Source organism: Pantoea sp. BAV 3049, from assembly GCF_009765445.1.
Classification (GTDB): domain Bacteria; phylum Pseudomonadota; class Gammaproteobacteria; order Enterobacterales; family Enterobacteriaceae; genus Erwinia.
On record NZ_WHOY01000031.1, the window covers coordinates 1,818,127 to 1,844,892 of the forward strand.

Consider the following 26,766-nt stretch of genomic DNA (forward strand, 5'->3'; position numbering starts at 1 on the left):
CTCCCAGGTTGGTTTCCATATTTCGATTCAACGAGAGTGAGTCTACGGAACCAGCTGCAAACATGCGTCAGGCGGTGTAAAACTACGTAAAGTCATGGAATGACAGCATTCGTTCACGGTATTTTGCCTGCGGAGGGCAATAAAAATGAATAAAATCCTGTTGGTTGACGATGACCGCGAATTGACTTCGCTACTGAAAGAATTACTTGAAATGGAAGGGTTTGACGTGACGGTTGCCGGTGACGGCGAACAGGCACTGGCCCTGCTGGACAGCTCAATAGATCTTCTGCTACTTGACGTGATGATGCCGAAGAAAAACGGCATTGATACCCTTAAGGAACTGCGCCAGCAGCACCAGACGCCGGTCATTATGCTGACCGCCCGAGGAAGCGAGCTGGATCGCGTTCTGGGGCTGGAACTGGGTGCCGATGACTATCTGCCGAAGCCGTTTAACGATCGTGAGTTGGTAGCCCGTATTCGCGCTATTTTACGCCGGTCAAACTGGAGCGAGCAGCAACAATTGCACGACAACAGCTCTCCGACACTGGAAGTGGACAATCTGCGCCTGAATCCGGGCCGTCAGGAAGCGAGTTTTGACGACCTGGCGCTGGATTTGACCGGCACGGAGTTTACCCTGTTGTATTTGCTGGCTCAGCATCTGGGGCAGGTCGTCTCCCGTGAGCATCTGAGCCAGGAAGTACTGGGCAAACGCCTGACACCGTTTGACCGCGCCATCGATATGCATATTTCAAACCTGCGCCGCAAACTGCCAGATCGCAAAGACGGTCACCCGTGGTTTAAAACGCTGCGTGGTCGGGGCTATCTGATGGTTTCCGCTACATGATTTCAAGTCTGACCACCCGCATCTTCGCCATTTTCTGGCTGACCCTGGCACTGGTGCTGATGCTGGTTTTGATGGTGCCCAAGCTGGATACTCGCCAGATGACGCCGCTGCTGGATAACGAGCAGCGTCAGGGCATCATGATTGAGCAACACGTTGAGGCGGAGCTGATGCAGGATCCGCCAAACGACCTGATGTGGTGGCGCAGGTTATTCCGCGCCATTGATAAATGGGCTCCTCCTGGACAGCGCCTTTTGCTGGTCACCAGTGAAGGGCGCGTTATTGGCGCACAGCATAGCGAAATGCAGGTGATCCGTAACTTTATCGGCCAGTCCGATAACGCCGATCACCCGCAGAAAAAGAAATATGGCCGGGTTGAGATGATTGGCCCCTTTTCGGTACAGGACGGCGAGGATAACTACCAACTTTATCTTATTCGTCCAGCTGGCAGCTCGCAGCTCGACTTTATTAACCTGCTGTTCGACCGCCCGCTGCTGCTGCTGATTGTCACCATGCTGATCAGCTCTCCGCTGCTGCTGTGGCTGGCATGGAGCCTGGCAAAACCGGCGCGTAAGCTGAAACATGCGGCGGATGATGTGGCCGCAGGGAACCTGCGCCAGCGCCCGGAACTGGAATCCGGTCCGCAGGAGTTTCTGGCTGCGGGTTCCAGTTTTAACCAGATGGTCAGCGCGCTGGAAAGGATGATGACCGCTCAGCAGCGTTTGCTGTCGGACATTTCCCACGAATTGCGCACTCCGCTGACCCGTCTGCAACTGGCGACCGCGCTGATGCGTCGCCGCCAGGGCGAAGGGAAAGAGCTGCAGCGTATTGAGATGGAAGCCCAGCGTCTGGACGGCATGATCAATGACCTGCTGGTCCTCTCCCGCACGCAGCACAAGAACGCGCTGGTCAGTGAGGCAATGAAAGCCAACCACCTGTGGTCAGGCGTGCTGGATGACGCACGCTTTGAGGCCGAGCAGATGGGGAAAACGCTGGAAGTCCCCTATCCGCCTGGCCCATGGCCGCTGTATGGCAACCCGAGTGCGCTGGACAGCGCGCTGGAAAACATTGTCCGTAATGCGCTGCGCTACTCCTGGTCGAAAATTATGGTCAGCTTCTCGGTTGATAAGCAGGGCATCACCATTCACGTGGATGACGATGGTCCGGGCGTCAGCGCGGAAGATCGCGAACAAATTTTCCGTCCGTTCTACCGTACCGACGAAGCCCGTGACCGTGAGTCAGGAGGGACCGGGTTAGGGCTGGCAATTGTGGAGACTGCTATCCAGCAACACCGTGGCTGGGTGAAGGCTGATGACAGCCCGTTAGGAGGTCTGCGTCTGACGATCTGGCTGCCGCTCTATACCAGCAACAACTGATCTTTGCTATGCTTCGGCCCTCGTTCATGAGGGCCGCTGTCGATGCTGAATATCGTATTATTTGAACCTGAAATTCCCCCCAATACCGGCAATATCATCCGCCTGTGCGCCAACACCGGCTTCCGTCTGCACCTGATTGAGCCGCTCGGCTTTGCCTGGGATGATAAACGCCTGCGCCGTGCCGGGCTGGATTACCACGAATTCACGGCCATTCAGCACCATGCTGACTATGCCGCTTTTCTGGCTGCGGAAGCTCCTCAGCGGTTGTTTGCGCTGACGACTAAAGGCACGCCTGCACACAGCGCGGTAAGCTATCAGGCCGGGGATTATTTGCTGTTCGGACCGGAAACACGGGGACTGCCAGCAGAGATACTGAACGCATTGCCTGCTGAGCAGAAGATCCGCATTCCGATGCAGCCAGACAGCCGCAGTATGAATCTGTCGAATGCGGTTTCAGTGGTAGTGTACGAAGCGTGGCGCCAGCTGGATTATGCTGGCGCGCTGATCAAAGAGTAGTTAAATACCGTCGCCGAACTCAAAGCCCGGAACCATGCCGTTGAAGTGTTGATCCATATCCATCGACGGTTTCTCGCTGTTCGGTTTACCGACGATACGCGCCGGTACGCCAGCAGCGGTGGTATGCGGAGGAACAGGCTGCAGCACGACTGAACCCGCGCCAATCTTCGCCCCGCGGCCCACTTCGATATTGCCAAGAATTTTGGCGCCTGCGCCAATCATCACCCCTTCGCGGATTTTTGGGTGACGATCGCCGGAGGTTTTGCCAGTTCCGCCCAGCGTTACCGACTGCAGAATCGACACGTCATCCTCAATCACCGCCGTTTCACCCACGACGATGCCGGTAGCGTGGTCGAGCATGATACCCCGGCCAATTCTGGCCGCCGGATGGATATCCACGGCGAAGGAAACTGACACCTCATTCTGCAAATAGACCGCCAGTGCCCGACGTCCCTCATTCCACAGCCAGTGACCAATACGGTAAGCCTGCAGGGCGTGAAAACCTTTCAGATAGAGCAATGGCGTGGAGTATTTATCAATGGCAGGATCGCGCTGGCGCACCGCCTGGATATCGCAGGCGGCCGACTGGATCATCGACGGATCCTGCCTGTACGCTTCCTGCACGATCTCACGGATGGCAATGGCAGGCATGATGGGGTTCGCCAGCTTGTTGGCCAGCATGTAACTCAGCGCGCTACCCAGGTCTTCATGCTTCAACAGCGTGGCGTGGTAAAAACTGGCCAGCATTGGCTCGCAGTCCGCCAGGGCCCGCGCTTCCGCTTTAATATAATCCCAGACCAGTTCAGGCTCTACACACGGCATTACTCTCTCCCCATCAAATAGCGCGTCCGGTCGACGCCGGTTCGCTACAGCGCCCTGTCTCAGCTGGCGCTGTTCTCATCTTTTCTGGTGCGTCCAAGCAAGCTCAATGCTGCCTCCCGCGCACTCTTTTCGCAATACAATACCTGATAAATTTGCTCGGTTATTGGCATCTCCACGCCACAGCGCGCGGCCAGAGCCTTAACCTCTTTAGTATTTCGGAAACCTTCCACCACCTGGCCGATGGTGGTTTGTGCCGTTTCAACGTCCGATCCCTGCCCCAACATCATGCCGAAGCGGCGGTTACGCGACTGGTTGTCGGTACAGGTCAGCACCAGATCGCCCAGTCCGGCCATGCCCATAAATGTTGTGGGATCGGCACCCAGCGCAATGCCCAGACGGGTCATTTCCGCCAGGCCGCGGGTGATCAGCGCCGTACGCGCATTGGCCCCAAAGCCAATACCGTCAGAAATACCGGCACCAATAGCGATAACGTTTTTTACCGCTCCCCCGAGCTGAACGCCGGTGAAATCCGGATTGTTATACACGCGGAAACTTTTGCCACAGTGCAACAGAGTTTGCAGATCTTCCGCGAAAACGGCATCAGTTGCTGCCAGAGCAATGGCTGTTGGCATACCTGCCGCCAACTCTTTGGCAAACGTCGGCCCGGAAATCACCGCCAGTGGAATTTGACCACCGAGGATCTCGCGCGCCACTTCCTGTAGCAGCCGCCCGGTCTCTTTCTCCAGGCCTTTGGTGGCCCAGACAATGCGGGAATCGGCCCGCAAATGTGGTTTGATTTGCTGTAACACATCGCCGAATACGTGGCTGGGGACAACCACCAGCAGATCGCGACTGGCCGCAATAGCGGTCGCCAGGTCGGTTTCAAGGCTTAGCGAATCAGGAAAGGGAACATCGGGCAGGAAAGCCGTATTACAGCGGTCAGCCTGAAGCTGTGCCTGATGGTGTGGGTTATGACCCCATAGCACGACGTTATGGCCGTTGCGGGCCAGCGTGATAGCTAAAGCGGTGCCGTAAGAACCGGCACCGATGACGCTCATTGAAGCATTAGCTTGTGGCATCAGGCATCCTGTTGAGGTGCGGCGCCTTCGTTTGACTGCTGAAGATAGTTCATGAACAGCGCGTCAAAGTTAACCGGGGCCAGGTTCAGTTGCGGGAAGGTACCGCGGGAAACCAGGCTGGTGATGCATTCACGTGCATACGGGAAAAGAATGTTCGGGCAGTATGCACCCAGGCAATGCGCCATCTGGTTGCCTTCGATACCGGAGACAGAGAAGATGCCAGCCTGCTGCACTTCGCACAGGAACGCGGTGTCTTCTCCGACGGTTGCGGTTACGGTGACACGCAGAACCACTTCAAACACATCATCTGCAAGCTGGCTGGAAGCCGTATCCAGATCCAGTTTCACTTCTGGTTCCCACTCTTTCTGGAAAACCGCAGGCGCGTTAGGTGCTTCAAAGGAGATATCTTTAGTATAGATACGCTGGATCTGGAAAGACATCTCGGTGTTGTTTTGTTCTGACATGTTACGTAATCCTATAGGTTTAATAATCCGTTATTGCGCTGCTCGCCCGTTTTATTTTAAGAGCGGGTCGAGACCTTGTCGGCTGTCGAGCGCGTACAGGTCGTCACAGCCGCCAATATGCTGTGCATCGATAAAAATCTGTGGGACAGTGGTACGGCCGCTGCGTTTGATCATCTCTTCACGCTTACCGGCATCGCCATCAATGGCAATTTCCTGATAATTCACCCCTTTTTGGCTCAGTAGCGCCTTGGCGCGATGGCAGAAAGGACAGGTTGCTTTGGTATAGACCTCAACGTTTGCCATGCCGTACCTCCAAATATTATTTACCGCGTACCAGCGGCAGGTTCTCACCGCTCCAGCCGGAAACACCATCTTTCAGGACGTAAACCTGCTCGAAACCGGCAGCATTCAGCTGTGCAGCAGGATCGGCTGCGGAAGTGCCGTTAGCACAGACAACAATTAGCGGCTGCGCTTTGTGTTTATCCAGCTCGCCAAAGCTGCCTTTTTTGATGTCTGCAGCCAGTACGTTGATCGAATTCGAAATATGGCCCTTACGGAAGTCATCGCGGGAACGCACATCGACTACCACGGCTTCTTCTTTATTGATTAAACGGGTAGCTTCACCGCGGCTAATCGTTTTTATCTTGGAGAACATGCCCTTAACGGTGGTCACGATCACCAGAACCAGCAGAACAACCCACGCCAGACTGAGAATGGTGTGGCTGCCTGCGAACTGCATAATATCTTGCATGAGGGGTAACAACTCCCGAAAGGGTTAATAAGCTAAAACAAGGCTTCTGAGTATACCTGCCAGTGTTCTCATGTACAGTCGTGATGCGGTCAGAGTTACGTTTTCTGGGGCAGATCCTCAAAAAAAATTGCGTTAAGTGTAAAACCTGCAGTCGACTTGCGACAGCCTCATTATTAAGCGGCGAAATGTTGTACTACTTAATCCCTTCCGGTGAGCTTTTTGACTCTCCCCCGCCTCACCTGAACCAGCGGTCTGTCACCACTGGAAACGCAAATGCCCCCACAGATGACTGGTAAGCTGCTGTTCATCGTGGAATAATCCTCGTCCTATGAGGGAAAAAGCGACAGTTTCAATTCAACGAACCCAGGGTAATGGAGCGGCCACAGACGTTCCGTTACGATCTGCCGTGTTCAGCCTCTCTGCCAGCGTGCTCTGCGCTGGCCTTCTGCTGTTGCCTGCAGCCAGCCTGGCTGCCGACGATAACAAGTCTGAGCTGAAGAGCATTCAGCAAAACATCGCTGCTAAAGAGAAGAGCGTGCAGCAGCAGAAACAGCAGCGCAGCAAACTGCTCGATCAGCTGCAAAGCCAGGAAAAAATCATTGCCCAGGCCAGCCGACAGCTACGCGAAACGCAAATTTCCCTCACCGGTCTGAATAAAGACATTGCGGCACTGACCGCTTCAATCAGCAAATTGCAGGCCCGGCAGGACGCCCAGGAGAAATTACTGGCCGAACAGCTGGATGCCGCTTTTCGTCAGGGCCAGCACAGCGGATTGCAGCTGATCCTCAGCGGAGAGGAGAGCCAGCGTAGTGAACGCATTCTGGCCTATTTTGGCTACCTCAATGACGCTCGCCAGAAATCTATAGACGATCTGAAAAAGACCCGCAGCGATCTGTCGGCGCAAAAAGCCACTCTGGTGGACAAACAGACGCAGCAGAAATCCCTGCTGATGACGCAACAGGGCCAGCAGCAGAAGCTGGAAGGTGCCCGCGCCGCCCGTAAGAAGACGCTGACCACGCTTGAATCCTCATTGGAGAAAGATCAGGCCCAGTTGGTCGAGATGCGCCAGAACGAAAGCCGCCTGCAGGACAAAATTGCCAAAGCCGAGCGAGAAGCCCGCGCGCGTGCTGAAAAAGAGGCAAGAGATGCACAGCGTGTTCGTGACCGCGAAGCGCAGGCAAAGAGCAAAGGCACCACTTACAAACCCACTGAAGGTGAGCGTTCACTGATGGCGCGTACCGGCGGTCTGGGTCGTCCCTCTGGTCAGGCGATCTGGCCGGTCCGCGGAGCCATTGAACATCGCTTCGGCGAGCAGCTGCAGGGCGAGCTACGCTACAAAGGTCTGGTGATTGATGCTCCTGAAGGCACCGAAGTGAAAGCCATTGCCGACGGTCGCGTACTGATGGCCGACTGGTTGCAGGGCTACGGCCTGGTGGTGGTGGTTGAACACGGCAAAGGGGATATGAGCCTTTACGGCTATAATCAGAGTGCGCTGGTGAGCGTGGGAACCCAGGTTAAGGCAGGACAGCCAATCGCCCTGGTGGGGACCAGCGGCGGCCGGGGCACGCCTTCACTGTATTTCGAAATCCGACGCCAGGGACAGGCCGTCAATCCACTACCGTGGTTGGGAAAATAACTTTTGTCACATCTCCGTAAAATCAGCGGCGTGCTGACAGGTCTGCTGATGGCCTGCTCGGCACATGCCGGCAAACTCTCCATTGTTATCGATGATTTTGGCTACCGCCCGGCGCAGGAAAATCAGGTATTACAGATGCCAAAGGCCGTTTCCGTCGCGGTACTGCCCAACGCCACTCACGCCCGTGAGATGGCGGTTAAAGCGCATCAGAGCGGTCATGAAGTGCTGATCCACCTGCCGATGGCCCCGCTCAGCAAACAGCCGCTGGAAAAGGATACGCTGAGGCCGGATATGTCCAGCGCCGAAGTGGAACGCATTATCCGCGAAGCCGTAGCCAAAGTGCCTTATGCCGTCGGGCTGAATAACCATATGGGCAGTGCAATGACCTCCAGCCTGTCAGGAATGCAGAAAGTGATGCAGGTGCTGAATCACTATAATTTTTACTTCCTCGACAGCATGACTATCGGTAACAGCCAGTCCACCCGTGCTGCTCAGGGAACCAGCGTTAAAGTGATCAAACGCCGGGTGTTCCTCGATGATACGCAGAACGAAGCGGATATCCGCAAACAGTTTATGCGAGCGGTTCACCTCGCTCAGCGGGATGGCTCTGCTATTGCTATTGGTCATCCCCATCCGACCACGGTAAAAGTGCTGCAGCAGATGTTGCCAACGTTACCTGCAGACATTACGCTGGTTCGCCCAAGCCAGCTGCTGAATGAGCCACAAAACACCCGCCATAAGCCGCTGCCAGTGGAAAACAAACCGGCCACGCCGCGTAATCCGTTCCGGGGTGCGCAGAGCTGTCCGGTTAAAGCGCTACCGGTACCAGCAACCCGGGCATTGGGCGTAGTGGCAGACAGCATTTCCGACAGCGCGGGTGTTCGCTATATTAAAACTAACTTTTCCGGGTTGAAGTTTGGCCTGGAAAAGACCCCATAATCTTACTGTTGCGTCCCGCCCCCTGACGCGGGACGCAGGATACATGGATACGGAAGCGGCGTGATGGAACAACAGCGTAAGAAGATCCTGCTGCTGGATACCGGCAACGAATGGGGCGGCGGCACCAATAGCATGCTTGAGCTACTGAAGCGCATTGACCGCACCCGGTTTGATATTCACTGCTGCTTCTATCACAACTACTCCCGTGGCAAAGGCGAGTCGATTAAGCAGGTCCTCGAATCGCTCGACATCCCTGTCATTTTTCTGCCTCAACGCCGCCAGCCTGGCTGGGCAAAAGTCAGCAAAGAGCTGCTGCGCTCACTGGTGTTTTTCCATCGTGGCCTGCGTCAGAAAGTGACCCGCCTGGTGGATAGCCTGTGGCGCATCAACCCGAATGCCTGCAGAATCCGGCAACTGCTGGTGCAACAGAATTTTGCCATGCTGTATATGAACAACCAGCCGGGATCGAACGCCGAAGGCTACCTTGCCGCTGCGGGACTGCCCGTGATCGTGGTGCAGCACTGCCGGATTGAACCCGTCCTGACCCCTGAACTGGTAGAGCTGGTGAACAAGCGTGCCGACGCTGTGATTGCTGTCTCCACAGGCGTGCATGGTGTATTACTGGCGCACGGCGTGGCGGCTGAAAAATGTTTCACCGTCTTTAATGCCATTGATATCCGGCAGCAGCTGCCAGATCGCGAAGAGATGCGCCGCCAGCTGCTGAACGTGCAGCCGGAGACACTCGTTTTTGGCAGCATCGGCTCGTTAATTGCCAGAAAGTCCAATCAGCACAGCCTGCAGGCGCTGGCGAAATTCGCAGCCACCTTTCCCGAAGCTGACTGGCGAATGGTGATCCTCGGTGAAGGACCGGAGCACGAAGCTCTGCAGCGCCTGGCTCAGCAATCAGGCATTGCCGATCGCGTTCAGTTCACCGGTTTTCGCAGCAATGCGCTGGAATACCTCGCCGCTTTCGACGTGTTTATTCTGGCCTCGAAAAGTGAAGGGCTTCCCCGCGTGGTGCTGGAAGCGATGCTGCTGAAAACAGCGGTGATTGGTTCCCGCGTGACGGGAACCGCCGAGCTGATCGAGCATGATAAAACCGGGTTGCTGTATGACTACGGTGATATTCAGGCCCTGTATGAACAGATGAAAACGCTGTGGCTTGATGCCGCAAAGCGCCAGCAGTTATTGCTGCAGGCGAACACCAGCGTGAAAGAACACTATGCCATTGAGAAGTACGTCTCAGGTGTGGAAACCATTTTGCAAAATGCGGCTCACGGAAACTCATAGCATGTTTGAATTTTTGAATCCTCAGTATCGTCACGTTCGCGCCCGTCACAACCTTTCTTATCAACAAAAAGAGGTGCAGGGCACGGTGACAGTCACCTCGATTGTGATCCCCTGTACCGGCGCGGACTTTGTCGAAGAGGCCCTGCTCAGCGCACTTTTTGCCTCCCGTTTCGCTCCGGCAGCGGAAGAGATTGTTATTGTGACCGATCAGCCAGCAGGACAGTTTGGCGAACTTCCCCCTAAAACCAGAGTGGTCACGCTGGAGGTGCCTTTTCGTGAAGAGAGCTACCGCTACAAACAGATTTACCGCAGCCGCCTGATCAAGCTGCAGGCTCCGCTACAGGCGCGGACTGAAGGGATTTTAATGATCGATTCCGATCTGAACCTGCTGCAGATGCCGGAAATCAGCATGCTGGAAGGGCATATCTACTCCAGCTTCCGCCAGGGCAAAATGATTGCCAAGCTGATGAAGGCACCAGAAGAAAACCGCCCGGCTTACTATCGCAACAGTATCCGCCCGTATATTGTCGATCATGTTAACGGGGCATTTCTTGCCGCCACCCGCCAGACCTGGCAGCGGATCTGCCCGCTGTGGCTGACGCTGTTCCAGGATACCTGGGAGCTGATGGACGATTCCCAGCCGCCAACCGATCAGCTGCCGCTGGCGGCATTGCTGGATTTGCTGGATCTGAAATCCGTCAATCTGGGCGACTGGATGAACTGGCCGGTGTCGAAGAAAATCGGCGGCAACACGGCCGTTATTCCGCAAGAGGTGGTGGGCGCACATGGCGGCTTCCCGCTGTCTGAATGGCAGAAATACCTTGAATCCCCTGCCACACCGCTGACGTTCAAAGGCCAGGACTATACGCGCAAAGTGCGCTACCTGACTGACGCAGAAAAACAGCAGTAACAAGAGCGAAAGACCGGTAAAAGAGGGTTTTGCCGCTTTTACCGGCCCTGATCATTTATTGCCAGTCGAGAATGACCTTTCCTGACTGGCCGGAGCGCATCTGGTCAAATCCCTGCCGGAACTCATCAATACTGAAGCGGTGGGTGATCACCGGCGTCAGATCCAGCCCGGACTGGATCAGTGCGGCCATCTTGTACCAGGTTTCAAACATCTCCCGACCATAGATTCCCTTGATAAACAGCCCCTTGAAAATAACCTGATTCCAGTCAATCGACATCTCCGACGGTGGAATACCCAGCAGCGCAATCCGGCCGCCGTGGTTCATCACGCTCAGCATACTGCGGAAGGCGGCAGGCGCACCGGACATCTCCAGCCCGACGTCAAACCCCTCCGTCATCCCAAGTTCGTGCATCACTTCTGTCAGCTTTTCCCTGCCAACGTTCACTGCCCGCGTTACCCCCATGCTGTGCGCCAACCCGAGCCGGTAATCATTCACATCAGTGATCACGACATGACGGGCCCCCACATGGCGACAAATCGCTGCGGCCATAATGCCTATCGGCCCGGCACCGGAAATCAGCACGTCTTCACCCACCAGATCGAAAGAGAGCGCGGTATGGACGGCATTGCCAAAGGGGTCGAAAATGGCGGCGAGCTCATCGGGAATATTGTCCGGGATGCGGAAGGCATTAAACGCCGGGATCACCAGATACTCGGCGAAGCAGCCCTGCCTGTTCACCCCCACGCCAATTGCATTACGGCAAAGATGGGTCCGGCCTGCGCGACAGTTACGGCAGTGGCCGCAGGTGATATGCCCTTCACCCGAAACACGATCGCCAATGGTAAACCCCTTCACTTCCTGGCCGATTGCCACCACTTCGCCGACATATTCATGGCCGACTATCATCGGCACCGGAATGGTCTTTTGCGACCATTCGTCCCAATTGTAGATATGCACATCCGTACCGCAGATGGCGGTTTTACGGATTTTAATCAACAGGTCATTATGACCCGGCTCGGGGATCGGCGCATCGCTGACCATCCAGATCCCCTCTTCTGCCCGCAGTTTGGCTAATGCTTTCATCGTCACCGCTCCTCTCATCTCAGGCAATCACGCCCAGTTGCTTTCCGATACGGGTAAAAGCTTCCACTGCATGCATCAGTTGCTCATGAGTGTGACCGGCAGAAATTTGCGTGCGGATACGCGCCTGGCCCTTGGGCACTACCGGGTAGAAGAACCCGGAGACATAGATCCCCTCTTTCTGCAGAAGGCGGGAAAACTCCTGCGCCACCTTCGCTTCGCCCAGCATCACCGGAATGATGGCGTGATCCGCTCCCGCCAGAGTGAAACCGGCTCTGGACATCTCTTCGCGGAAGAACTTCACGTTTTCCCAAAGGCGCCGACGCAGGCCGTCACCTTCAGTGAGCATATCCAGCACGCGCAGAGAGGCCGCGACAATTGCCGGGGCGAGAGAGTTAGAGAAAAGGTAGGGACGTGAGCGCTGGCGCAACCATTCCACCACCTCTTTCCTGGCAGCGGTGTAACCACCAGAAGCGCCGCCGAGCGCTTTACCAAGCGTGCCGGTAATGATATCAACGCGCCCCATCACTTCGCAGTATTCCGGCGTGCCACGCCCACCCGCGCCCACAAAACCTACTGCATGCGAGTCATCCACCATCACCAGCGCGTGATAACGTTCGGCCAGATCGCAGATCCCCTGCAAATTCGCAATCACCCCATCCATAGAAAACACGCCATCGGTAGCGATCATGATATGACGGGCACCGGCTGCCTGAGCTTCCTGCAGGCGCTGCTCCAGCTCGGCCATATCGTTGTTGGCATAGCGGTAACGTTTAGCCTTGCACAGGCGGACGCCATCGATGATGGAGGCATGGTTCAGCGCATCGGAAATAACGGCATCTTCCACATCCAGTAACGTTTCGAACAGGCCGCCATTGGCGTCAAAGCAGGAGGAATAGAGGATTGAATCCTCCATGCCCAGAAACTCTGCCAGCCGTTTTTCCAGCTGTTTATGTGTGTCCTGAGTGCCGCAGATAAATCGCACTGAAGCCATGCCAAACCCGTGGCTCTCCATGCCTTCTCTGGCAGCCGCAATCAGCGCCGGATGATTCGCCAGCCCAAGGTAATTATTGGCGCAGAAATTAACAGCGCGTGCTCCTCCCTCCAGCCCGACTTCAGCCTGCTGCGCGGAAGTCAGCGGGCGTTCGGCCTTGAACAGTCCTTCCTGTTCTAAATCAGTGAGCTGCTGCGAAATTTGCTGATAAAACGATAACGGCATTTTCATTCTCCACCAGTGGGCTGATTAGCGGAACATCTTACTGATTGAAAGCTAAATAAACGAGATTGTCAGTTGCAGAGTGTGAGTTTTGCAGCATAAATCACGGTGCCGGATGACAATTACATTCGCTTACGGAGTCATCTGGCTGCCTGCCGCGTGATGAGATGTTATGATAATAGGCATTAGCGTGTGAAACCTCCCGTTTCACCCACTCTCTTTAAAGGTTAAAGCTCATGATCATCGTCACTGGCGGCGCGGGATTTATCGGAAGCAACATCATCAAAGCGCTGAATGACCAAGGCCACACCGATATTCTGGTGGTCGACAACCTGAAAGACGGCACAAAATTTACCAACCTCGCGGATCTGAATATCGCCGATTATATGGATAAGGAAGATTTCCTGATCGCCATTCTGGCCGATGAAGAGCTCGGTGACATCGAAGCGGTATTCCACGAAGGCGCCTGCTCATCCACCACCGAGTGGGATGGCAAGTATATGATGGATAATAACTATCAGTACTCCAAGGAGCTGCTGCACTACTGCCTGGAACGCCGGATCCCGTTCCTGTACGCCTCTTCTGCTGCTACCTATGGCGGCCGCAATGAAAACTTTATTGAAGAGCGTCAGTATGAACAGCCGTTAAACGTTTACGGCTACTCCAAAATGCTGTTTGACCACTACGTGCGCGACATTTTGCCAGAGGCTGATTCGCAGGTGTGCGGGTTCCGCTACTTCAACGTATATGGCCCGCGTGAAGGTCATAAAGGCAGTATGGCCAGCGTTGCATTCCACCTGAACACCCAACTGAATAATGGCGAAAACCCAAAACTGTTCGAAGGTAGCGATAACTTCAAGCGCGACTTCATCTACGTGGAAGACGTGGCTTCAGTGAACCTGTGGTTCTGGCAGAACGGCGTGTCCGGCATTTTTAACTGCGGAACCGGCCGCGCGGAATCCTTCCAGGAAGTGGCCGATGCGGCACTGAATTACCATCAGAAGGGTGAAATCGAATACATCCCGTTCCCGGATAAACTGAAAGGTCGTTACCAGGCTTATACTCTGGCGGATCAGACCAAATTGCGCGCGGCGGGCTACGATAAGCCGTTCAAAACCGTGGCCGAAGGCGTGACAGAATACATGGCCTGGCTGAACCGCAACGTGTAACAGGGCACTTCCGGTAATGAAAATTCTGGTTATCGGCCCTTCGTGGGTTGGCGATATGATGATGTCGCAAAGTCTCTATCGCACGCTGAAGGCTGAACATCCTGAAGCCGTCATCGACGTGATGGCACCCGCGTGGTGCCGTCCACTGCTGTCACGCATGCCGGAAGTCAACGAGGCGCTGGCAATGCCGCTCGGCCACGGCGCGCTGGAGCTGGGCGAACGTCGTCGTCTGGGAAAAGCGTTGCGCGGCAAAGGTTATGACCGCGCTTATGTCCTGCCGAACTCCTTCAAGTCTGCCCTGGTACCCTTTTTTGCCGACATCAAAACCCGTACCGGCTGGCGCGGTGAAATGCGCTATTGCCTGTTGAACGATGTCCGGGTGCTGGACAAGGCGGCTTTCCCGCTGATGGTTGAGCGCTACGTCGCGCTGGCTTATGACAAACAGCGGATCGGCAGTGCGAAAGATCTGCCTCAGCCGCTGTTGTGGCCTGCACTGGTCGTCAGCGCGGAAGAAAAGCTGGCCACTGCGGCAGAGTTTACTCTTTCGGCAGCAAGACCCGCGATTGGCTTCTGTCCCGGTGCTGAATTTGGCCCAGCCAAGCGCTGGCCGCATTATCACTACGCCGCTCTGGCTCAGAAGCTGATCGATGATGGCTACCAGATTGTGCTGTTTGGCTCGGCGAAAGATAAAGAGACCGGCGAACAGATCCTGCAAAACCTTCAGGAAGAGTCCCGCCAGCACTGCCGTAACCTGGCTGGCGAAACGAAGCTGGAGCAGGCGGTTATCCTGCTGGCTCACTGCCGTGCGGTGGTCAGTAACGATTCAGGTCTGATGCATATCGCCGCCGCGCTGGATCGTCCGCTGGTGGCGCTGTACGGCCCAAGCAGTCCGGACTTTACGCCGCCACTGTCGGACAAAGCGCGCGTTATCCGCCTGATCACCGGCTACCACAAGGTGCGCAAAGGCGAAGCGGAAGAAGGTTACCATCAGAGTCTGATCGATATTCAACCCGAGCGTGTCCGTGCCGAACTGGCCAGCCTGCTGGGTGAAAGCCAGGAGAATGAATGCACGTCCTGATAGTTAAAACCTCCTCAATGGGCGACGTGCTCCATACCTTGCCAGCCCTGACCGACGCCATGCAGGCGATCCCGGGGATCCGTTTTGACTGGGTAGTGGAAGAAGGTTTTGCCCAGATCCCCGCCTGGCATCCGGCGGTAGACCGCGTCATCCCGGTGGCGATCCGCCGCTGGCGTAAGCACTGGTTTGGCAGTGAAGTGCGTGAAGAGCGCTTTCTTTTCAAACGTGAGGTTCAGTCGCGTCAGTACGATCTGGTGATTGATGCCCAGGGCCTGATTAAAAGTGCCGCGCTGGTGACCCGCATTGCTAAAGGAATCAAACACGGACAGGATAGCCGTAGCGCCCGTGAGCCATTTGCCAGCTGGTGGTATGACAAACGTCATGAAATCAGTAAGAAGCAACATGCGGTGCAGCGCACTCGAGAACTGTTTGCCAAAAGCCTTGGCTATCCTCTGCCCGAAACCCAAGGCGACTATGCCATTGCAGAACATTTCCTGGCGGAACCACCAGCCGATGCTGGCCAGTATCTGGTGTTCCTGCACGCCACCACGCGAGATGCGAAACACTGGCCTGAAAGCCACTGGCGCGAGCTGGTCGGTCTGCTGCAGCCCGGCGGGTTGAAGATTAAACTGCCCTGGGGCGCGGAGCATGAACATCAGCGGGCACAAAGGCTGGCAGAAGGCTTTGACTATGTTGAAGTGTTGCCAAAGTTGAGCCTGGAACAGGTCGCCAGAACATTGGCCGGCGCAAAGGCGGTGGTCTCCGTCGATACCGGGCTCAGCCATTTAACCGCCGCGCTGGATCGCCCCAATATCACCCTGTATGGCCCGACCGATCCGGGACTGATTGGTGGCTACGGTAAAAATCAGTTCGTCCTGCGTCCGGTTCAGGGCAATAATATGGCGGATATCTCTGCACAAAATGTTGCAGAGCTGCTCCATCCCCTTATCACGCCAGTGGCTGATTAAACGCAGATGAAAACACCCAGCCTGAGCATCCTGATTGCTGCACATAACTGCGGCGATTATCTTGCCGGAACTTTAGAAAGCATAGTCGCCTCATTGGGTGAGTCGCTGTCACGAGCAGAAATTGTGGTGATTAACGACGCCTCTACGGACACTACTCAGGCAATCATTGATGATTACGCGCGACGTATCCCCCAGCTTCGCCCAGGACGCACCGATTACCGCAATGTAGGTAAGGTGCGTAATCATGCCGTTCAGCAGGCCACAGGGGACTATATTCTGATGGTAGATGGTGATGACCAACTGCTGCCTGGCGCTTTGCACGATCGGCTGCATACACTGCATAAACATACCCCGGATATCCTGCTCAGTAAGATTATCGAAGTCAGGCAGGAAACGCCGCAGCTTCAATGGCAACCCGCTGAGCCTGAATTACTCGCCCGCAACGACGCCATCGAACGCTTCCTGATACATCGTGACTATCAGGCTCATTTTATCGGGCAGTTCTTCTCCAGACAGTTGCTGCAACAGCATGCTTTCCCGGAGTTCATCTGTTACGAAGATACCTGGCTGTTCCCGCTTCTGCTGACACGCAGTAAGAAAACGTTGTTCACGCAGAGTGGTTTTTATCTCTACCGCAAGCACGAGCACAGCCTGTCGACAGTTATTGATGAGCACAAGATCGCCTGTCTGATTGCAGCAACCCAGAATATGGATGAAGTACTGCCACCACAATTTGAGCACCTGATCACCTGTCACTGGCTTGATATTGCCAATCGCTATCACCTTTCGCTACGCGGGACGTCGCAGGGGCAACAGGTCAGAGAGCGAATCGCGCGCGTCAGCCTGAGCCGTTTTTTGCTTAGCGGAAAAATCAGGGTGAGTTACAAAAGGAAGATGTTGGCAGTGCGTAAACGGGGCCTCTGAAGACCCCGCGCTTTTGCTGATTATGCGGCAGATACACCCTTTTCTGACTTCATCGCAGCATACTCCGCCAGCGTCATTCCCTGGGTCCGGTTATGTAGCCAGCTGAATAACCTGTCGAGGTCGTCATAAAGCCTGTCGATATCGGCTTCGTTTTTAAATGTCGGGCTGCCATCAGGCATAAACTCGGATGAATGCAGCATAAATTCGACATAGTCGGCCCCGGAAGCCAGCGTTTTTTCCGCCACATTGATCATCTGTTGAACATTTCCCCCGGTCGGACGAAGCCAGTGAACGGAAGGGCTGCGCTTTTTGCCGCGAAGCGCGTCGTACCCCTGTTTGAGAGTATTCATCAGTCCTGAATGTTTGTACTGAATGCTCATCGGCACTTCCAGCAGCGCAGAGCTGCCTGGGCGGGAAATATCTTCAGTATCAAGATAGTAGGCAGTCCGCGGGAAACGAGTGTAGTTTGTTCCACCTTTGCCCTGCGGTGCTCCGGGAGAATATTGCCAGTTCACCCCCGGCGTGACCGAACAGTCAACCTGATAACCGAATTCGATCAGCAACTGTGCATAATATTCATCAAATGCCCAGCGTCCGGCCCGATGGCTCACCATTTTTGTTTTAAACGTCTCTTCCAGCAGCTGAGTCATATACGCCACTTTTTTGCGTATTTCCTCACGCGGATACTCAATCAGATAGGGCTGGAACTGCCAGTCATTTTCGGTCAGTTGATAGTCCGGAGGGCTGTTCCAGGCATGCAGGTGCATTCCCACTTCGCCAGTATTACGGGCAATAACGTCGCGGGCAAAATCGATATAAACCGGATCGACAGCCATTTCATAGTTGGTCAGCCAGGTGGGTTTAAAGGCGTACTTTTCGCAAAGTTGCTGGAAACGGGAGAGAAATGCCGAGTTTTCGGTCGTCACATTCCCTGAACGGTTGCGCCAAAGGTTATCACCTTCGGTATCAATAGTGATTAAAAATGCTGGTGTGTTCATGCCACATGCGGCTCCGTTATGACCCTGCCGGTATGTTACGCAGCTGTCCCCGGTGACGCAAAAAGATTTGCTGACACTCAGGGACAATGCCCGATTCGCGGTAGCGCTATCTTTTTTATTTTTCTAAGATAACCTCAATAGATTATGTTGACCGCGTTCAACAGCCGCACCTGCTCAATACCACAGGTGTACCGGGCGAAGGCAGAGGGATTGCCTGAATCGATAATAAAAAGGTAAGCACTCTTTATGCGGCAGAGAGGAAGGAGCATCTTCTCTCAGCAGACTTTCTCTGTTTAAGGATAAAAAATTGTCCAAGCGTATTTTGATGATCATTGATGGCCTGCCCGGCGGTGGCGCGGAGAAAGTCGTGCTAACACTGGCGAAAGGGCTGATTGAGCGTGGGCATCGGGTCTCGCTGTTTTCACTGCGTGCGGTGTGCGAATACCCCATCCCGGCTGGTTTGCATTATCAGGTCATTCAGGATCGCTGCCGATCGCCCTGGCGAAAACTGACTGAACTGAACAGGCGAGCGGCTTTACTCGATCGGGCGATAGCGACGACAGAAGAAGAAGCTGGCTCTTTTGATCTGGTGGTTTCTCATCTGCATAAAACCGACCGCATCGTCAGCCGTTGTCCCTGCCTTCAACCGGAGAAAACCTGGTACTGCCTGCACGGCGTCTTTTCAGCTTCTTATCTGGCACACAGGAAGGGCTTTTCACTGTGGCTGAAGAAAACGAAAACCCGCAAGGTCTACCAGAACCGTAACGTGTTGGCTGTATCAGAGTACGTGCTGGAGGATCTTAAGCAAACCTTCCAGGTTCAACCGGCCCGGGAAGCCGTCATTTTCAATCCTTTTGATGTTGATGCCATCCTCAGTCAGTCGATGAAGCCTTGTAAAATGGCCGGTCAGGATTACCTGATCCACGTCGGCCGCTTCCATCAGACAAAACGCCACGATCGCCTGCTTCGCGCCTACGCGAAAAGCGGCCTGACCGCGCCGCTGGTCCTGATAGGCCAGGGGAGCCCTGAGGCCACCGCCACCCTGAAAGGGCTGGCGAAGGAGTTGGGGATCGTCGACAGAGTTTTCTTTGAGGGTTTTACCAGCAATCCTTATCCCTGGATCCGCAATGCAAAACAGCTGATTGTCAGCTCCGACAGTGAAGGATTTGGAAACGTGCTGGTTGAAGCTCTGATTTGCCATACGCCGGTCGTCAGTACCCGCTGTCCGGGCGGCCCAACCAGCATTATGACCGGCGACCTGGCTCGCGGCCTTGCAGGCATGGATGAAGACTCGCTGGCGGCCACCATGCGGGATGTCTGGCAACATCCTACTGCCGTGGAGGAACTCGACCTCAAGGCTTACAGTATTGAGGCGATATGCCAACAATATATTGATTTAATTAATGAAAGTTAACGTTTTCCCGGCACATTCCGTCAATAAAGATGATTAAGATAGCCCGGAAGCCTCACTCATCGTTTCGGATTGGGGTGCAGAGCGCACTTTTCTTTCTTCATCATTTAAGGTTTTAGCCCATGATAACGCTCATAAACAGGAACGGATATCAGAGCTCAGTGACAACTATTTGCAGAGTACCTATGCCAACCGGTTCAGATCGTGGCAATGGATTGACAACTTCGCTCAGGGAGAAAAGAGCGTGAATTATGTGTTGATATTCCTGCTTCTGCTGCCGGTTAAGCTGCTGATGAAGCTGGGACGTAAAAAGCAGAAGCGCAATCTGGTGATCCAGACGGCAAAGATCGGTGATTTCATCAATATAACCCCTTTGCTGGCCCACCTTAAGCACAGCGATGCCCTGCTGAGCCGCGCCGTTGCGCCGTTAGCAAAGCACGACGCGATGCTTGAAGAGATCTTCTATGTGGAAGATTACAAAACCAGCCTGGTGACCAAGCTTAAGCTCGCTTTTAAGCTGATGAACCGGTATGAAAATGTTTATCTGCTGCACCCTAACAACATTAATCTGTTTTATGCAGCCTGCTGTAACGCTGACAATAAGCAGTTCCTGTCGATGTACCGAAGGAGAGGATATCAGGGTATTTTCTACCTCACGGCAACAGGTATTGTTGAGCACAAAAGAAACACGCTGACGCTGGAAAACTATCTCAGGCTGGCCGACCGGTCACTGACCAAAGAGAGTTATCCCAAGCACGCTACGTATCCATTGCTGCAGCCTGAAAACTCGCCTGAAGAACTGTTCAGAACTGACCGGATTAAAATCGGCCTCAGTATCTCAGCCGGAAATCAGGCCAAAACGATCCCACCGGCAATCTGGAAGACGTTTTTCGATCGGCTCAGCGATCTGCCCTGCTTATTTTATGTTTTTGGTTCCCCAAATGAACTTACTCACCTTATTGAGCTCAATAAAGTGGTCGGTGAACGCGATAACCTTGTGAACATGATTGGCAAAGTGTCTCTGGAAGGACTGCCCAGCGCCATCAGCCAGATGGATTTTTATGTGGCGTCTGACTCGGGGAACGTTTATATCGCTGATTCACAGAATGTGCCGACTATTTTAATTTACGGCCCTTGCTGCGTCGAAGAACAACGCCCACTGGGTGATGTCCTGCTGATAGGCCCGGATCATATCGCCCCGACGTCTTATGTGTTCCAGGCGTTATATAAATTTCATCATCCGGCTGAGCAACTGTTCGCCCTTGATCAGCGCAAACTGGATGACATCCATCACTTTATTTGCGTGCGCAGCCCGCAATTTGTTGCAGAGAAGAAGATACTATCCTGAGTATGAAGCCGCATTCTGAAGCCTCCGCCCCCCAGCTGAGCGTGATTGTCCCGATGTACAACGCCGGAAAAAGTTTCCAGGCCTTTATCGGGTCAGCACTGGCGCAGACGCTGCAATCTGTTGAAATCATCATCGTTAACGACGGCTCCACTGATGAATCGGCAGAAATGGCTCATCGCTATGCTGCGCAGTATGACCATGTTCAGGTTATCGATCAGCCGAATGGCGGTGTTTCCCGGGCGCGTAACGCTGGTCTTGCCGTTGCGCGCGGGCGCTACGTCACCTTCCCTGACGCTGATGACACCCTTTCACCGGAGATGTACAGCAAGCTGATCGACATGGCGGTCAAAGACGATCTCGACGTAGCCCAATGCAACGCTGAACGGGTGTTCTGGGGGAGAAAAGATGCCAAACCGCTGATCCCCATCGACCGTTTGCAATCAACGGGCGTGCTGAGCGGAGCAGAATGGCTGGGTAAGGCGCTGTCGAGCAACCGCTATTTGCACGTGGTCTGGCTGGGAATTTACCGCCGGGCACTGATTGAACAACTCAACCTGTTGTTTGAGCCAGGTTTACATCATCAGGATATTCCGTGGACCACCGAGCTGATGCTTAATGCCCGGCGGGTGCGCTACACCGAAGAGATACTTTATCGCTACTATGTTCATGACCAGTCAATCAGTAATCAGAAGCGCACCGGCATGCGCAATGCAGAATATCAGCGTCATTACCTGAAAATCGCCCGAATGCTGGATGAGATCAATCAGCGCTACCGCCATAAAGTTAATATTCCCGCAGCGCTATACCGTCAGGTGACGAAAGAGGCATTAACGGTTTGCCACTCCATCCGCCGCGAGCCGTATGAGGAAGCACGCCAGGCAATGATTGCCGATATGTTTGCAACAAAAACCCCCGGCAGAATGCTGCGCAACGCGCGCGGTGCCCGTCAGTGGTATCAGTTGTTGCTCTGGCTGAGTCGTATCTGGCGGTGGCGAAGGAAGTCATGCCGCTAAGCGGCCTTTCCCCGAAAAGGGGTTTCCCTTACAATCGGTCCACTTCACTTTGAGATCCAATGAGCATGGCCTCTCCTCAATCGATCCCCGCCACGTTTGCGCCGCAAAACATCCTGCTGATCAAGCTGCGTCATCATGGTGATATGCTGCTGACCACACCGGTGATTAACGCCCTGCGTGAGCAGTATCCCGCGGCCAGCATCGACGTACTCCTGTATAAAGAGACCCGTCCGATGCTGCAGGCGCATCCGGCCATTCGCCATCTGCACGTTATCGATCGCAACTGGAAAAAAGAAGGAAGCTGGCAGCATATCCGCCATGAAGTGGCACTGCTGCGCGCCATCCGCGGTCAGCATTATGACCTGGTGATTAACCTGGCTGACCAGTGGCGCAGTGCAATTCTCACCGGGCTTTCCGGAGCGAAAATCAGAATCGGCTTTGATTTTCTCAAACGACAGAACGCCCTGTGGCGACATGCCCATACTCACCGGGTTTCCACCAGAGATCACAGCGAACTGCACACGGTTGAGCAAAATCTGGCGGCTCTCAGGCCCTTGAATATTCCTGACAGCGGCTTCCCGGCTTCAATGCATTACAGTGACAGTGACTGGCAGCAGACGCAGGCCGCGCTGGCAAAACGGCAAACTTTGCCAAAGTCTTATATCGTTATCCAGCCAACCTCTCGCTGGGTGTTTAAATGCTGGGAGGATGACAGGGTCGCCGGGCTGATCGATGCGCTCGCCGGTTACGGTTGCGATATTATCCTGACAGCCGCGCCTGATAAGAAAGAGCAGGCAATGATCGATAATATTCTTTCACTCAGCCATAACCCACAGGCGATTTCCCTGGCCGGTCAGTTGACGCTGCCTCAGCTGGCCGCGCTGATTGACCACGCCCGCCTGTTTATCGGCGTGGACTCTGCTCCGATGCATATGGCCGCCGCGCTGAATACGCCCTGTATCGCATTGTTTGGCCCGACCAAACTGAAACAGTGGCGACCATGGGGAGAGAATAATCAGGTTATCTGGGCGGGGGATTATGCGCCTTTACCGTCTCCGGACAGCATCGACACCAAAACTGAAACCCGCTATCTTTCGGCGATCCCGCTGGACAAGGTGGTGAATGCCGCAAGGAAATATCTGGATGAGTAAAGTTCGCCTGGCGATTGTGCGGCAGAAATACCGGCCTGATGGCGGCGCTGAGCGCTTTATCTCTCGGGCGCTGGAGGCGCTGGATGATGACAGCCTGCAGCTGAATATCATCACCCGCAGCTGGCAGGGCGAACCGAAGCCGGACTGGCATCTGCATATCTGTAACCCCAAAAAGTGGGGCCGCATCTCCCGTGAGCGTGGCTTTGCCGTTGCTGCACGCCACTGCTGGGAACGTGAAAAGTTCGATATCGTGCAGAGCCACGAGCGCATTGCCGGCTGTGACATTTTCCGTGCCGGAGACGGCGTGCATCGCGTCTGGCTGCAGCAGCGGGCACGTGTGATCTCCCCTTTCCAGCGCATGTTAACCCGCTTCAGCGGCTATCACCGCTACGTAATGGCAGCGGAAGAGCAGATGTTTCGCTCGCCTGCGCTGAAAAAAATCATCTGTAACTCGCTGATGGTAAAAAACGACATCATGCGATGCTTCCAGGTTCCGGAAGAGAAGTTCGCCGTCATTTATAACGCCATCGACTCGCAGCGCTTTACGCCAGCCACGGCGGAACAACGGCAACAGTCGCGCGAAAAGCTGCAACTGCCTGCAAAGGCCAAAGTCTTTATCTACGTGGGTTCCGGCTTTGAGCGCAAGGGGCTGAAAGCCAGCATTTCAGCGCTGGCCGCCACCGATGCGCATCTGTTGGTGGTTGGGCAGGATAAGCAGCAGTCACAGTACGCCAGTCTGGCCCGTCGCCTGGGATGTGAAAACCGCGTGCATTTCTGCGGCGTGCAAAACAACGTCATCCCGTTTTATCATGCCGCCGACGGTCTGATTCTGCCGACGCTGTATGATCCATTTCCTAACGTAATCCTTGAAGCGATGGCCTGTGGCCTGCCCGTGATCACCAGCTTTACCTGCGGAGGAGCCGAGTTCATTGTTGATGGCAAACAGGGCTTCGTCTGCGATGCTCTGGACACCGCTTCCCTGACAGCTGCCGTAACCGCCATTCCACTGAGAACCCTGGACAGTCGGATGGGCAATGCCGCCCGCGAACGCATCCTGCCGTATTCGCCGCAGCAGCTGGCAGGCCAACTCCATGCGCTGTATCAACAAGTGTTACAGCAGCCCTGATAAGTAGTGTGAGCGGGGAAGACTTATCTGCTAACATGCCGTATTGTTTCTCTTTTTCGGCATTCTCTGGCGCGAGTCTCTCCGCACTTTTTTAAAGACTGTGATGACAACACTTTATACCGTCCTGCTGTACCTCATTCAGCCCCTGATCTGGCTTCGGCTCTGGCTGCGAGGCCGTAAAGCCCCTGCCTACCGTAAACGCTGGGCGGAACGCTATGGCTACTGCGCAGGCAAAGTAAAGCCGGACGGTATCCTGCTGCACTCTGTTTCGGTTGGTGAGACGCTGGCTGCGGTTCCGCTGGTCCGGGCTTTGCGCCACCGCTACCCTTCAATGCCGATCACCGTCACCACGATGACGCCAACGGGTTCCGAACGGGCCGCCTCGGCCTTTGGCAAAGATGTGCATCACGTCTATCTGCCGTACGATCTGCCTGGCTCTATGAACCGCTTCCTGGACAACGTCAATCCCCGCCTGGTGATCATTATGGAAACCGAGCTGTGGCCAAATATGATTGCTCTGCTGCACGCGCGCAAAATTCCGCTGGTGATTGCCAATGCACGCCTGTCAGAACGGTCAGCCAGAGGTTACAAAAAGCTCGGTAAATTTATGCAGCGGTTGCTGCAGCAGATTACCCTGATAGCGGCGCAGAATGCTGAAGACGGTGAACGTTTCATCAGCCTGGGGCTGAAGCGTCCCCAACTGGCAGTTACCGGCAGCCTGAAATTTGATATTTCCGTCACTCCGGAACTGGCCGCCCGTGCCATAACGTTGCGACGCCAGTGGGCACCGCGCCGCCCGGTATGGATTGCCACCAGTACCCACGAAGGGGAAGAGAGCATTATTCTGGATGCGCACCGCAAACTGCTGGCGCGTTTCCCGAACCTGCTGCTGATTCTGGTCCCCCGTCATCCGGAGCGTTTCTCTACCGCCCGTGAAATGGCGCAAAAAGCTGGATTCAGCTTTATCCTGCGCAGCAGCGGCGAGATCCCGTCCGGCAGCACCCAGGTGGTGATTGGCGATACGATGGGCGAGCTGATGCTGCTGTACGGCATTGCCGACCTGGCGTTTGTTGGCGGCAGCCTGGTTGAGCGTGGCGGTCATAACCCACTGGAAGCGGCGGCCCACGCCATTCCGGTACTGATGGGACCGCATACCTTCAACTTCAAAGACATCTGCGCCAAACTGCAGCAGGCCGACGGACTGATTACCGTCACCGATGCCAGTTCGCTGGATAAAGAGATCGGCACCTTGGTGACGGACGAAGATTACCGGCTGTACTATGGCCGTCATGCCGTGGATGTACTGCACCAGAACCAGGGCGCGCTGCAGCGTCTGCTACAGTTACTCGAACCCTATCTGCCACAGCGGAATCACTAAATGTCTTCACGCCAACCTCTGTCAGTGGTGCTGATTGCCAGAGACGCAGCCGACCTGCTGCCGGAATGTCTTGAGTCCGTCAGCTGGGCTGATGAGATTATCCTGCTGGACTCGGGCAGCAGTGATGGGACGCCTCAAATCGCGGCCCGCCACGGCGCAAAGGTGTATCACTCCACAGAGTGGCACGGCTACGGTAAACAGCGTCAGCTGGCACAGAGTTACGCCAGTCACCCGATGATTTTGATGATCGATACCGACGAGCGCGTCACGCCGCAGCTGAGAAACGCCATCGAAGCAGTGCTGGAACAACCTCCTGCAGATAAAGTTTACAGCCTTGGCCGCCGCAACCTGTTTCTGGGTCGCTTTATGCGCCACAGCGGCTGGTATCCCGATCGGGTGACCCGTCTCTATCCCCGCCATTTCAGCTATAACGATCACCAGGTGCATGAATCACTTGAAACCAACGGTTCTGGGGTCACTGCGCTGAAAGGAGACCTGCTGCATCTGACCTGCCGTGACTTCTCCGCTTTCCAGTGGAAACAGTTTGCCTATGCGGAAGCCTGGGCAAAACAGCGCTATCATCAGGGGAAACGCTGCAATTTCTTCTCGGTGTTTAGCCACACGCTCGGCGCATTTTTCAAAACGCTGATCCTGCGCGCCGGTTTTCTCGATGGCAAACAGGGCTGGCTGCTGGCGGTGGTGAACGCACAGTACACGTTTAACAAGTATACGGCGCTCTGGGCGCTGAATCACTCCTCTCACGCTTCCAGCAAGGGCGGCCTATGAGCACCAAAGCGATTTATCCCGGAACCTTCGATCCGATGACTAACGGTCACCTGGACATTGTCACCCGCGCCGCAGTGATGTTCGACCAGATTGTACTGGCTATCGCCGCCAGTCCCGGCAAAAAGCCGATGTTCTCGCTGGATGAGCGCGTGGCGCTGGCCCGCCAGGTCGTGACCCATCTGCCCAATGTGGAAGTGGTGGGATTCAGTGATTTAATGGCGAATTTTGCCCGCGACCAGCAGGCAAACGTGCTGGTGCGTGGCCTGCGCGCAGTATCTGACTTCGAATATGAGATGCAGCTGGCGCACATGAACCGGCATCTGCTCCCCACGCTTGAGAGCGTATTTCTGATGCCGTCGGAAAAGTATTCATTTATCTCTTCCTCGCTGGTGAAGGAAGTGGCGCGCCACCAGGGTGATGTCAGCGACTTTTTACCCGCACCGGTCTTCACTGCGCTACAGGCAAAGCTGTAACGTTCATCCCCAGGTGGCACGC

Annotated in this window: 27 protein-coding genes; 19 read left to right on the forward strand and 8 right to left on the reverse strand. The window is 54.9% G+C overall.

The genetic code is table 11. The annotated features are described in order from the left end of the window. Positions 1–145: 145 nt before the first annotated feature. Genes cpxR through trmL form a run of 3 tightly spaced genes read left to right on the forward strand, consistent with a single transcriptional unit; the run spans position 146 to position 2,733 of the window. Positions 146–844 (forward strand): envelope stress response regulator transcription factor CpxR, encoded by a 699-nt coding sequence (gene cpxR / locus GSQ70_RS09265; protein ID WP_158782262.1) that lies wholly within the window; start codon positions 146–148, stop codon positions 842–844. Beyond that, positions 841–2,217, forward strand: a complete 1,377-nt coding sequence (gene cpxA, locus GSQ70_RS09270) for an envelope stress sensor histidine kinase CpxA (RefSeq protein WP_158782263.1) — start codon at positions 841–843, stop codon at positions 2,215–2,217. Before cpxR ends, cpxA begins: the two co-directional genes overlap by 4 nt. 42 nt (positions 2,218–2,259) lie before the next feature. Continuing rightward, positions 2,260–2,733: a tRNA (uridine(34)/cytosine(34)/5-carboxymethylaminomethyluridine(34)-2'-O)-methyltransferase TrmL gene (trmL, locus tag GSQ70_RS09275; protein ID WP_158782264.1), complete on the forward strand. Its 474-nt coding sequence runs from the start codon at positions 2,260–2,262 to the stop codon at positions 2,731–2,733. On the opposite strand, the gene cysE is transcribed toward trmL, so the two are convergent. From cysE to GSQ70_RS09300, 5 genes are read right to left on the reverse strand one after another with little or no spacing between them, the layout of a single operon-like run. Then, positions 2,734–3,555 (reverse strand): serine O-acetyltransferase, encoded by an 822-nt coding sequence (gene cysE / locus GSQ70_RS09280; RefSeq protein WP_158782265.1) that lies wholly within the window; start codon positions 3,553–3,555, stop codon positions 2,734–2,736. A 59-nt stretch (positions 3,556–3,614) separates the two neighbouring features. Further along, on the reverse strand, positions 3,615–4,634 hold the full coding sequence (gene gpsA, locus GSQ70_RS09285; RefSeq protein ID WP_158782266.1) for an NAD(P)H-dependent glycerol-3-phosphate dehydrogenase: 1,020 nt from the start codon (positions 4,632–4,634) through the stop codon (positions 3,615–3,617). Continuing rightward, positions 4,634–5,098, reverse strand: a complete 465-nt coding sequence (gene secB / locus GSQ70_RS09290) for a protein-export chaperone SecB (RefSeq protein WP_158782267.1) — start codon at positions 5,096–5,098, stop codon at positions 4,634–4,636. Before secB ends, gpsA begins: the two co-directional genes overlap by 1 nt. A gap of 51 nt (positions 5,099–5,149) precedes the next feature. Continuing rightward, positions 5,150–5,401: a glutaredoxin 3 gene (grxC, locus tag GSQ70_RS09295; RefSeq protein ID WP_158782268.1), complete on the reverse strand. Its 252-nt coding sequence runs from the start codon at positions 5,399–5,401 to the stop codon at positions 5,150–5,152. A gap of 16 nt (positions 5,402–5,417) precedes the next feature. Next, positions 5,418–5,849: a rhodanese-like domain-containing protein gene (locus GSQ70_RS09300; RefSeq protein WP_158782269.1), complete on the reverse strand. Its 432-nt coding sequence runs from the start codon at positions 5,847–5,849 to the stop codon at positions 5,418–5,420. A 328-nt stretch (positions 5,850–6,177) separates the two neighbouring features. Between GSQ70_RS09300 and envC the strand changes: the two genes are divergently transcribed. The 4 genes from envC (at position 6,178) to GSQ70_RS09320 (ending at position 10,624) form a co-directional block, all read left to right on the forward strand. Then, positions 6,178–7,485 (forward strand): murein hydrolase activator EnvC, encoded by a 1,308-nt coding sequence (envC, locus tag GSQ70_RS09305; RefSeq protein WP_158782270.1) that lies wholly within the window; start codon positions 6,178–6,180, stop codon positions 7,483–7,485. 3 nt (positions 7,486–7,488) lie between these two features. Continuing rightward, positions 7,489–8,424, forward strand: coding sequence for a divergent polysaccharide deacetylase family protein (locus GSQ70_RS09310; RefSeq protein ID WP_158782271.1), 936 nt, complete (start codon positions 7,489–7,491; stop codon positions 8,422–8,424). Between the two features lie 63 nt (positions 8,425–8,487). Continuing rightward, positions 8,488–9,714, forward strand: coding sequence for a glycosyltransferase (locus GSQ70_RS09315; protein WP_158785268.1), 1,227 nt, complete (start codon positions 8,488–8,490; stop codon positions 9,712–9,714). Between the two features lies 1 nt (position 9,715). Next, positions 9,716–10,624 carry a hypothetical protein gene (locus GSQ70_RS09320; protein WP_158782272.1) on the forward strand — a complete coding sequence of 303 codons (909 nt, stop codon included), beginning with the start codon at positions 9,716–9,718 and terminating at the stop codon, positions 10,622–10,624. 55 nt (positions 10,625–10,679) lie between these two features. Here the strand turns inward: GSQ70_RS09320 and tdh are convergent, their stop codons facing one another. Together tdh and GSQ70_RS09330 are read right to left on the reverse strand one after the other, a co-directional pair. Next, the gene (gene tdh / locus GSQ70_RS09325; protein ID WP_158782273.1) at positions 10,680–11,708 is read right to left on the reverse strand and encodes an L-threonine 3-dehydrogenase; all 1,029 of its coding nucleotides are present in this window, start codon (positions 11,706–11,708) and stop codon (positions 10,680–10,682) included. Between the two features lie 19 nt (positions 11,709–11,727). Then, positions 11,728–12,924, reverse strand: a complete 1,197-nt coding sequence (locus GSQ70_RS09330) for a glycine C-acetyltransferase (protein ID WP_158782274.1) — start codon at positions 12,922–12,924, stop codon at positions 11,728–11,730. Positions 12,925–13,157: 233 nt separating this feature from the next. Between GSQ70_RS09330 and rfaD the strand changes: the two genes are divergently transcribed. Genes rfaD through GSQ70_RS09350 form a run of 4 tightly spaced genes read left to right on the forward strand, consistent with a single transcriptional unit; the run spans position 13,158 to position 17,060 of the window. After that, positions 13,158–14,090 (forward strand): ADP-glyceromanno-heptose 6-epimerase, encoded by a 933-nt coding sequence (gene rfaD, locus GSQ70_RS09335; RefSeq protein WP_158782275.1) that lies wholly within the window; start codon positions 13,158–13,160, stop codon positions 14,088–14,090. Between the two features lie 16 nt (positions 14,091–14,106). Next, positions 14,107–15,168, forward strand: a complete 1,062-nt coding sequence (gene rfaF / locus GSQ70_RS09340) for an ADP-heptose--LPS heptosyltransferase RfaF (RefSeq protein ID WP_158782276.1) — start codon at positions 14,107–14,109, stop codon at positions 15,166–15,168. Continuing rightward, a complete protein-coding gene (gene rfaC, locus GSQ70_RS09345; protein ID WP_158782277.1) occupies positions 15,156–16,136 on the forward strand; it encodes a lipopolysaccharide heptosyltransferase RfaC in 981 nt (326 codons plus the stop codon). Before rfaF ends, rfaC begins: the two co-directional genes overlap by 13 nt. Before the next feature lie 6 nt (positions 16,137–16,142). Continuing rightward, positions 16,143–17,060 carry a glycosyltransferase family 2 protein gene (locus GSQ70_RS09350; protein ID WP_158782278.1) on the forward strand — a complete coding sequence of 306 codons (918 nt, stop codon included), beginning with the start codon at positions 16,143–16,145 and terminating at the stop codon, positions 17,058–17,060. Positions 17,061–17,080: 20 nt separating this feature from the next. Here the strand turns inward: GSQ70_RS09350 and GSQ70_RS09355 are convergent, their stop codons facing one another. Further along, positions 17,081–18,058 (reverse strand): deacetylase, encoded by a 978-nt coding sequence (locus GSQ70_RS09355; protein WP_158782279.1) that lies wholly within the window; start codon positions 18,056–18,058, stop codon positions 17,081–17,083. 325 nt (positions 18,059–18,383) lie between these two features. On the opposite strand from GSQ70_RS09355, the gene GSQ70_RS09360 reads away from it, so the two are divergent. From GSQ70_RS09360 to coaD, 8 genes are all read left to right on the forward strand, one after another. Beyond that, a complete protein-coding gene (locus GSQ70_RS09360; RefSeq protein WP_158785269.1) occupies positions 18,384–19,472 on the forward strand; it encodes a glycosyltransferase in 1,089 nt (362 codons plus the stop codon). Positions 19,473–19,713: 241 nt separating this feature from the next. Then, a complete protein-coding gene (locus GSQ70_RS09365; RefSeq protein ID WP_158782280.1) occupies positions 19,714–20,817 on the forward strand; it encodes a glycosyltransferase family 9 protein in 1,104 nt (367 codons plus the stop codon). A gap of 2 nt (positions 20,818–20,819) precedes the next feature. After that, a complete protein-coding gene (locus tag GSQ70_RS09370; protein WP_158782281.1) occupies positions 20,820–21,830 on the forward strand; it encodes a glycosyltransferase in 1,011 nt (336 codons plus the stop codon). 65 nt (positions 21,831–21,895) lie between these two features. Next, entirely contained in the window at positions 21,896–22,981 is a 1,086-nt protein-coding gene (gene rfaQ, locus GSQ70_RS09375) for a putative lipopolysaccharide heptosyltransferase III (protein ID WP_158785270.1), read from the forward strand. After that, positions 22,974–24,107 carry a glycosyltransferase family 4 protein gene (locus tag GSQ70_RS09380; protein ID WP_158782282.1) on the forward strand — a complete coding sequence of 378 codons (1,134 nt, stop codon included), beginning with the start codon at positions 22,974–22,976 and terminating at the stop codon, positions 24,105–24,107. The genes rfaQ and GSQ70_RS09380 overlap by 8 nt, the downstream gene beginning before the upstream one ends. 103 nt (positions 24,108–24,210) lie before the next feature. After that, positions 24,211–25,485: a lipid IV(A) 3-deoxy-D-manno-octulosonic acid transferase gene (gene waaA, locus GSQ70_RS09385; RefSeq protein WP_158782283.1), complete on the forward strand. Its 1,275-nt coding sequence runs from the start codon at positions 24,211–24,213 to the stop codon at positions 25,483–25,485. Continuing rightward, entirely contained in the window at positions 25,486–26,271 is a 786-nt protein-coding gene (locus GSQ70_RS09390; RefSeq protein WP_158782284.1) for a glycosyltransferase family 2 protein, read from the forward strand. Further along, positions 26,268–26,744 carry a pantetheine-phosphate adenylyltransferase gene (gene coaD, locus GSQ70_RS09395; RefSeq protein WP_158782285.1) on the forward strand — a complete coding sequence of 159 codons (477 nt, stop codon included), beginning with the start codon at positions 26,268–26,270 and terminating at the stop codon, positions 26,742–26,744. Before GSQ70_RS09390 ends, coaD begins: the two co-directional genes overlap by 4 nt. Positions 26,745–26,766: the final 22 nt, after the last annotated feature.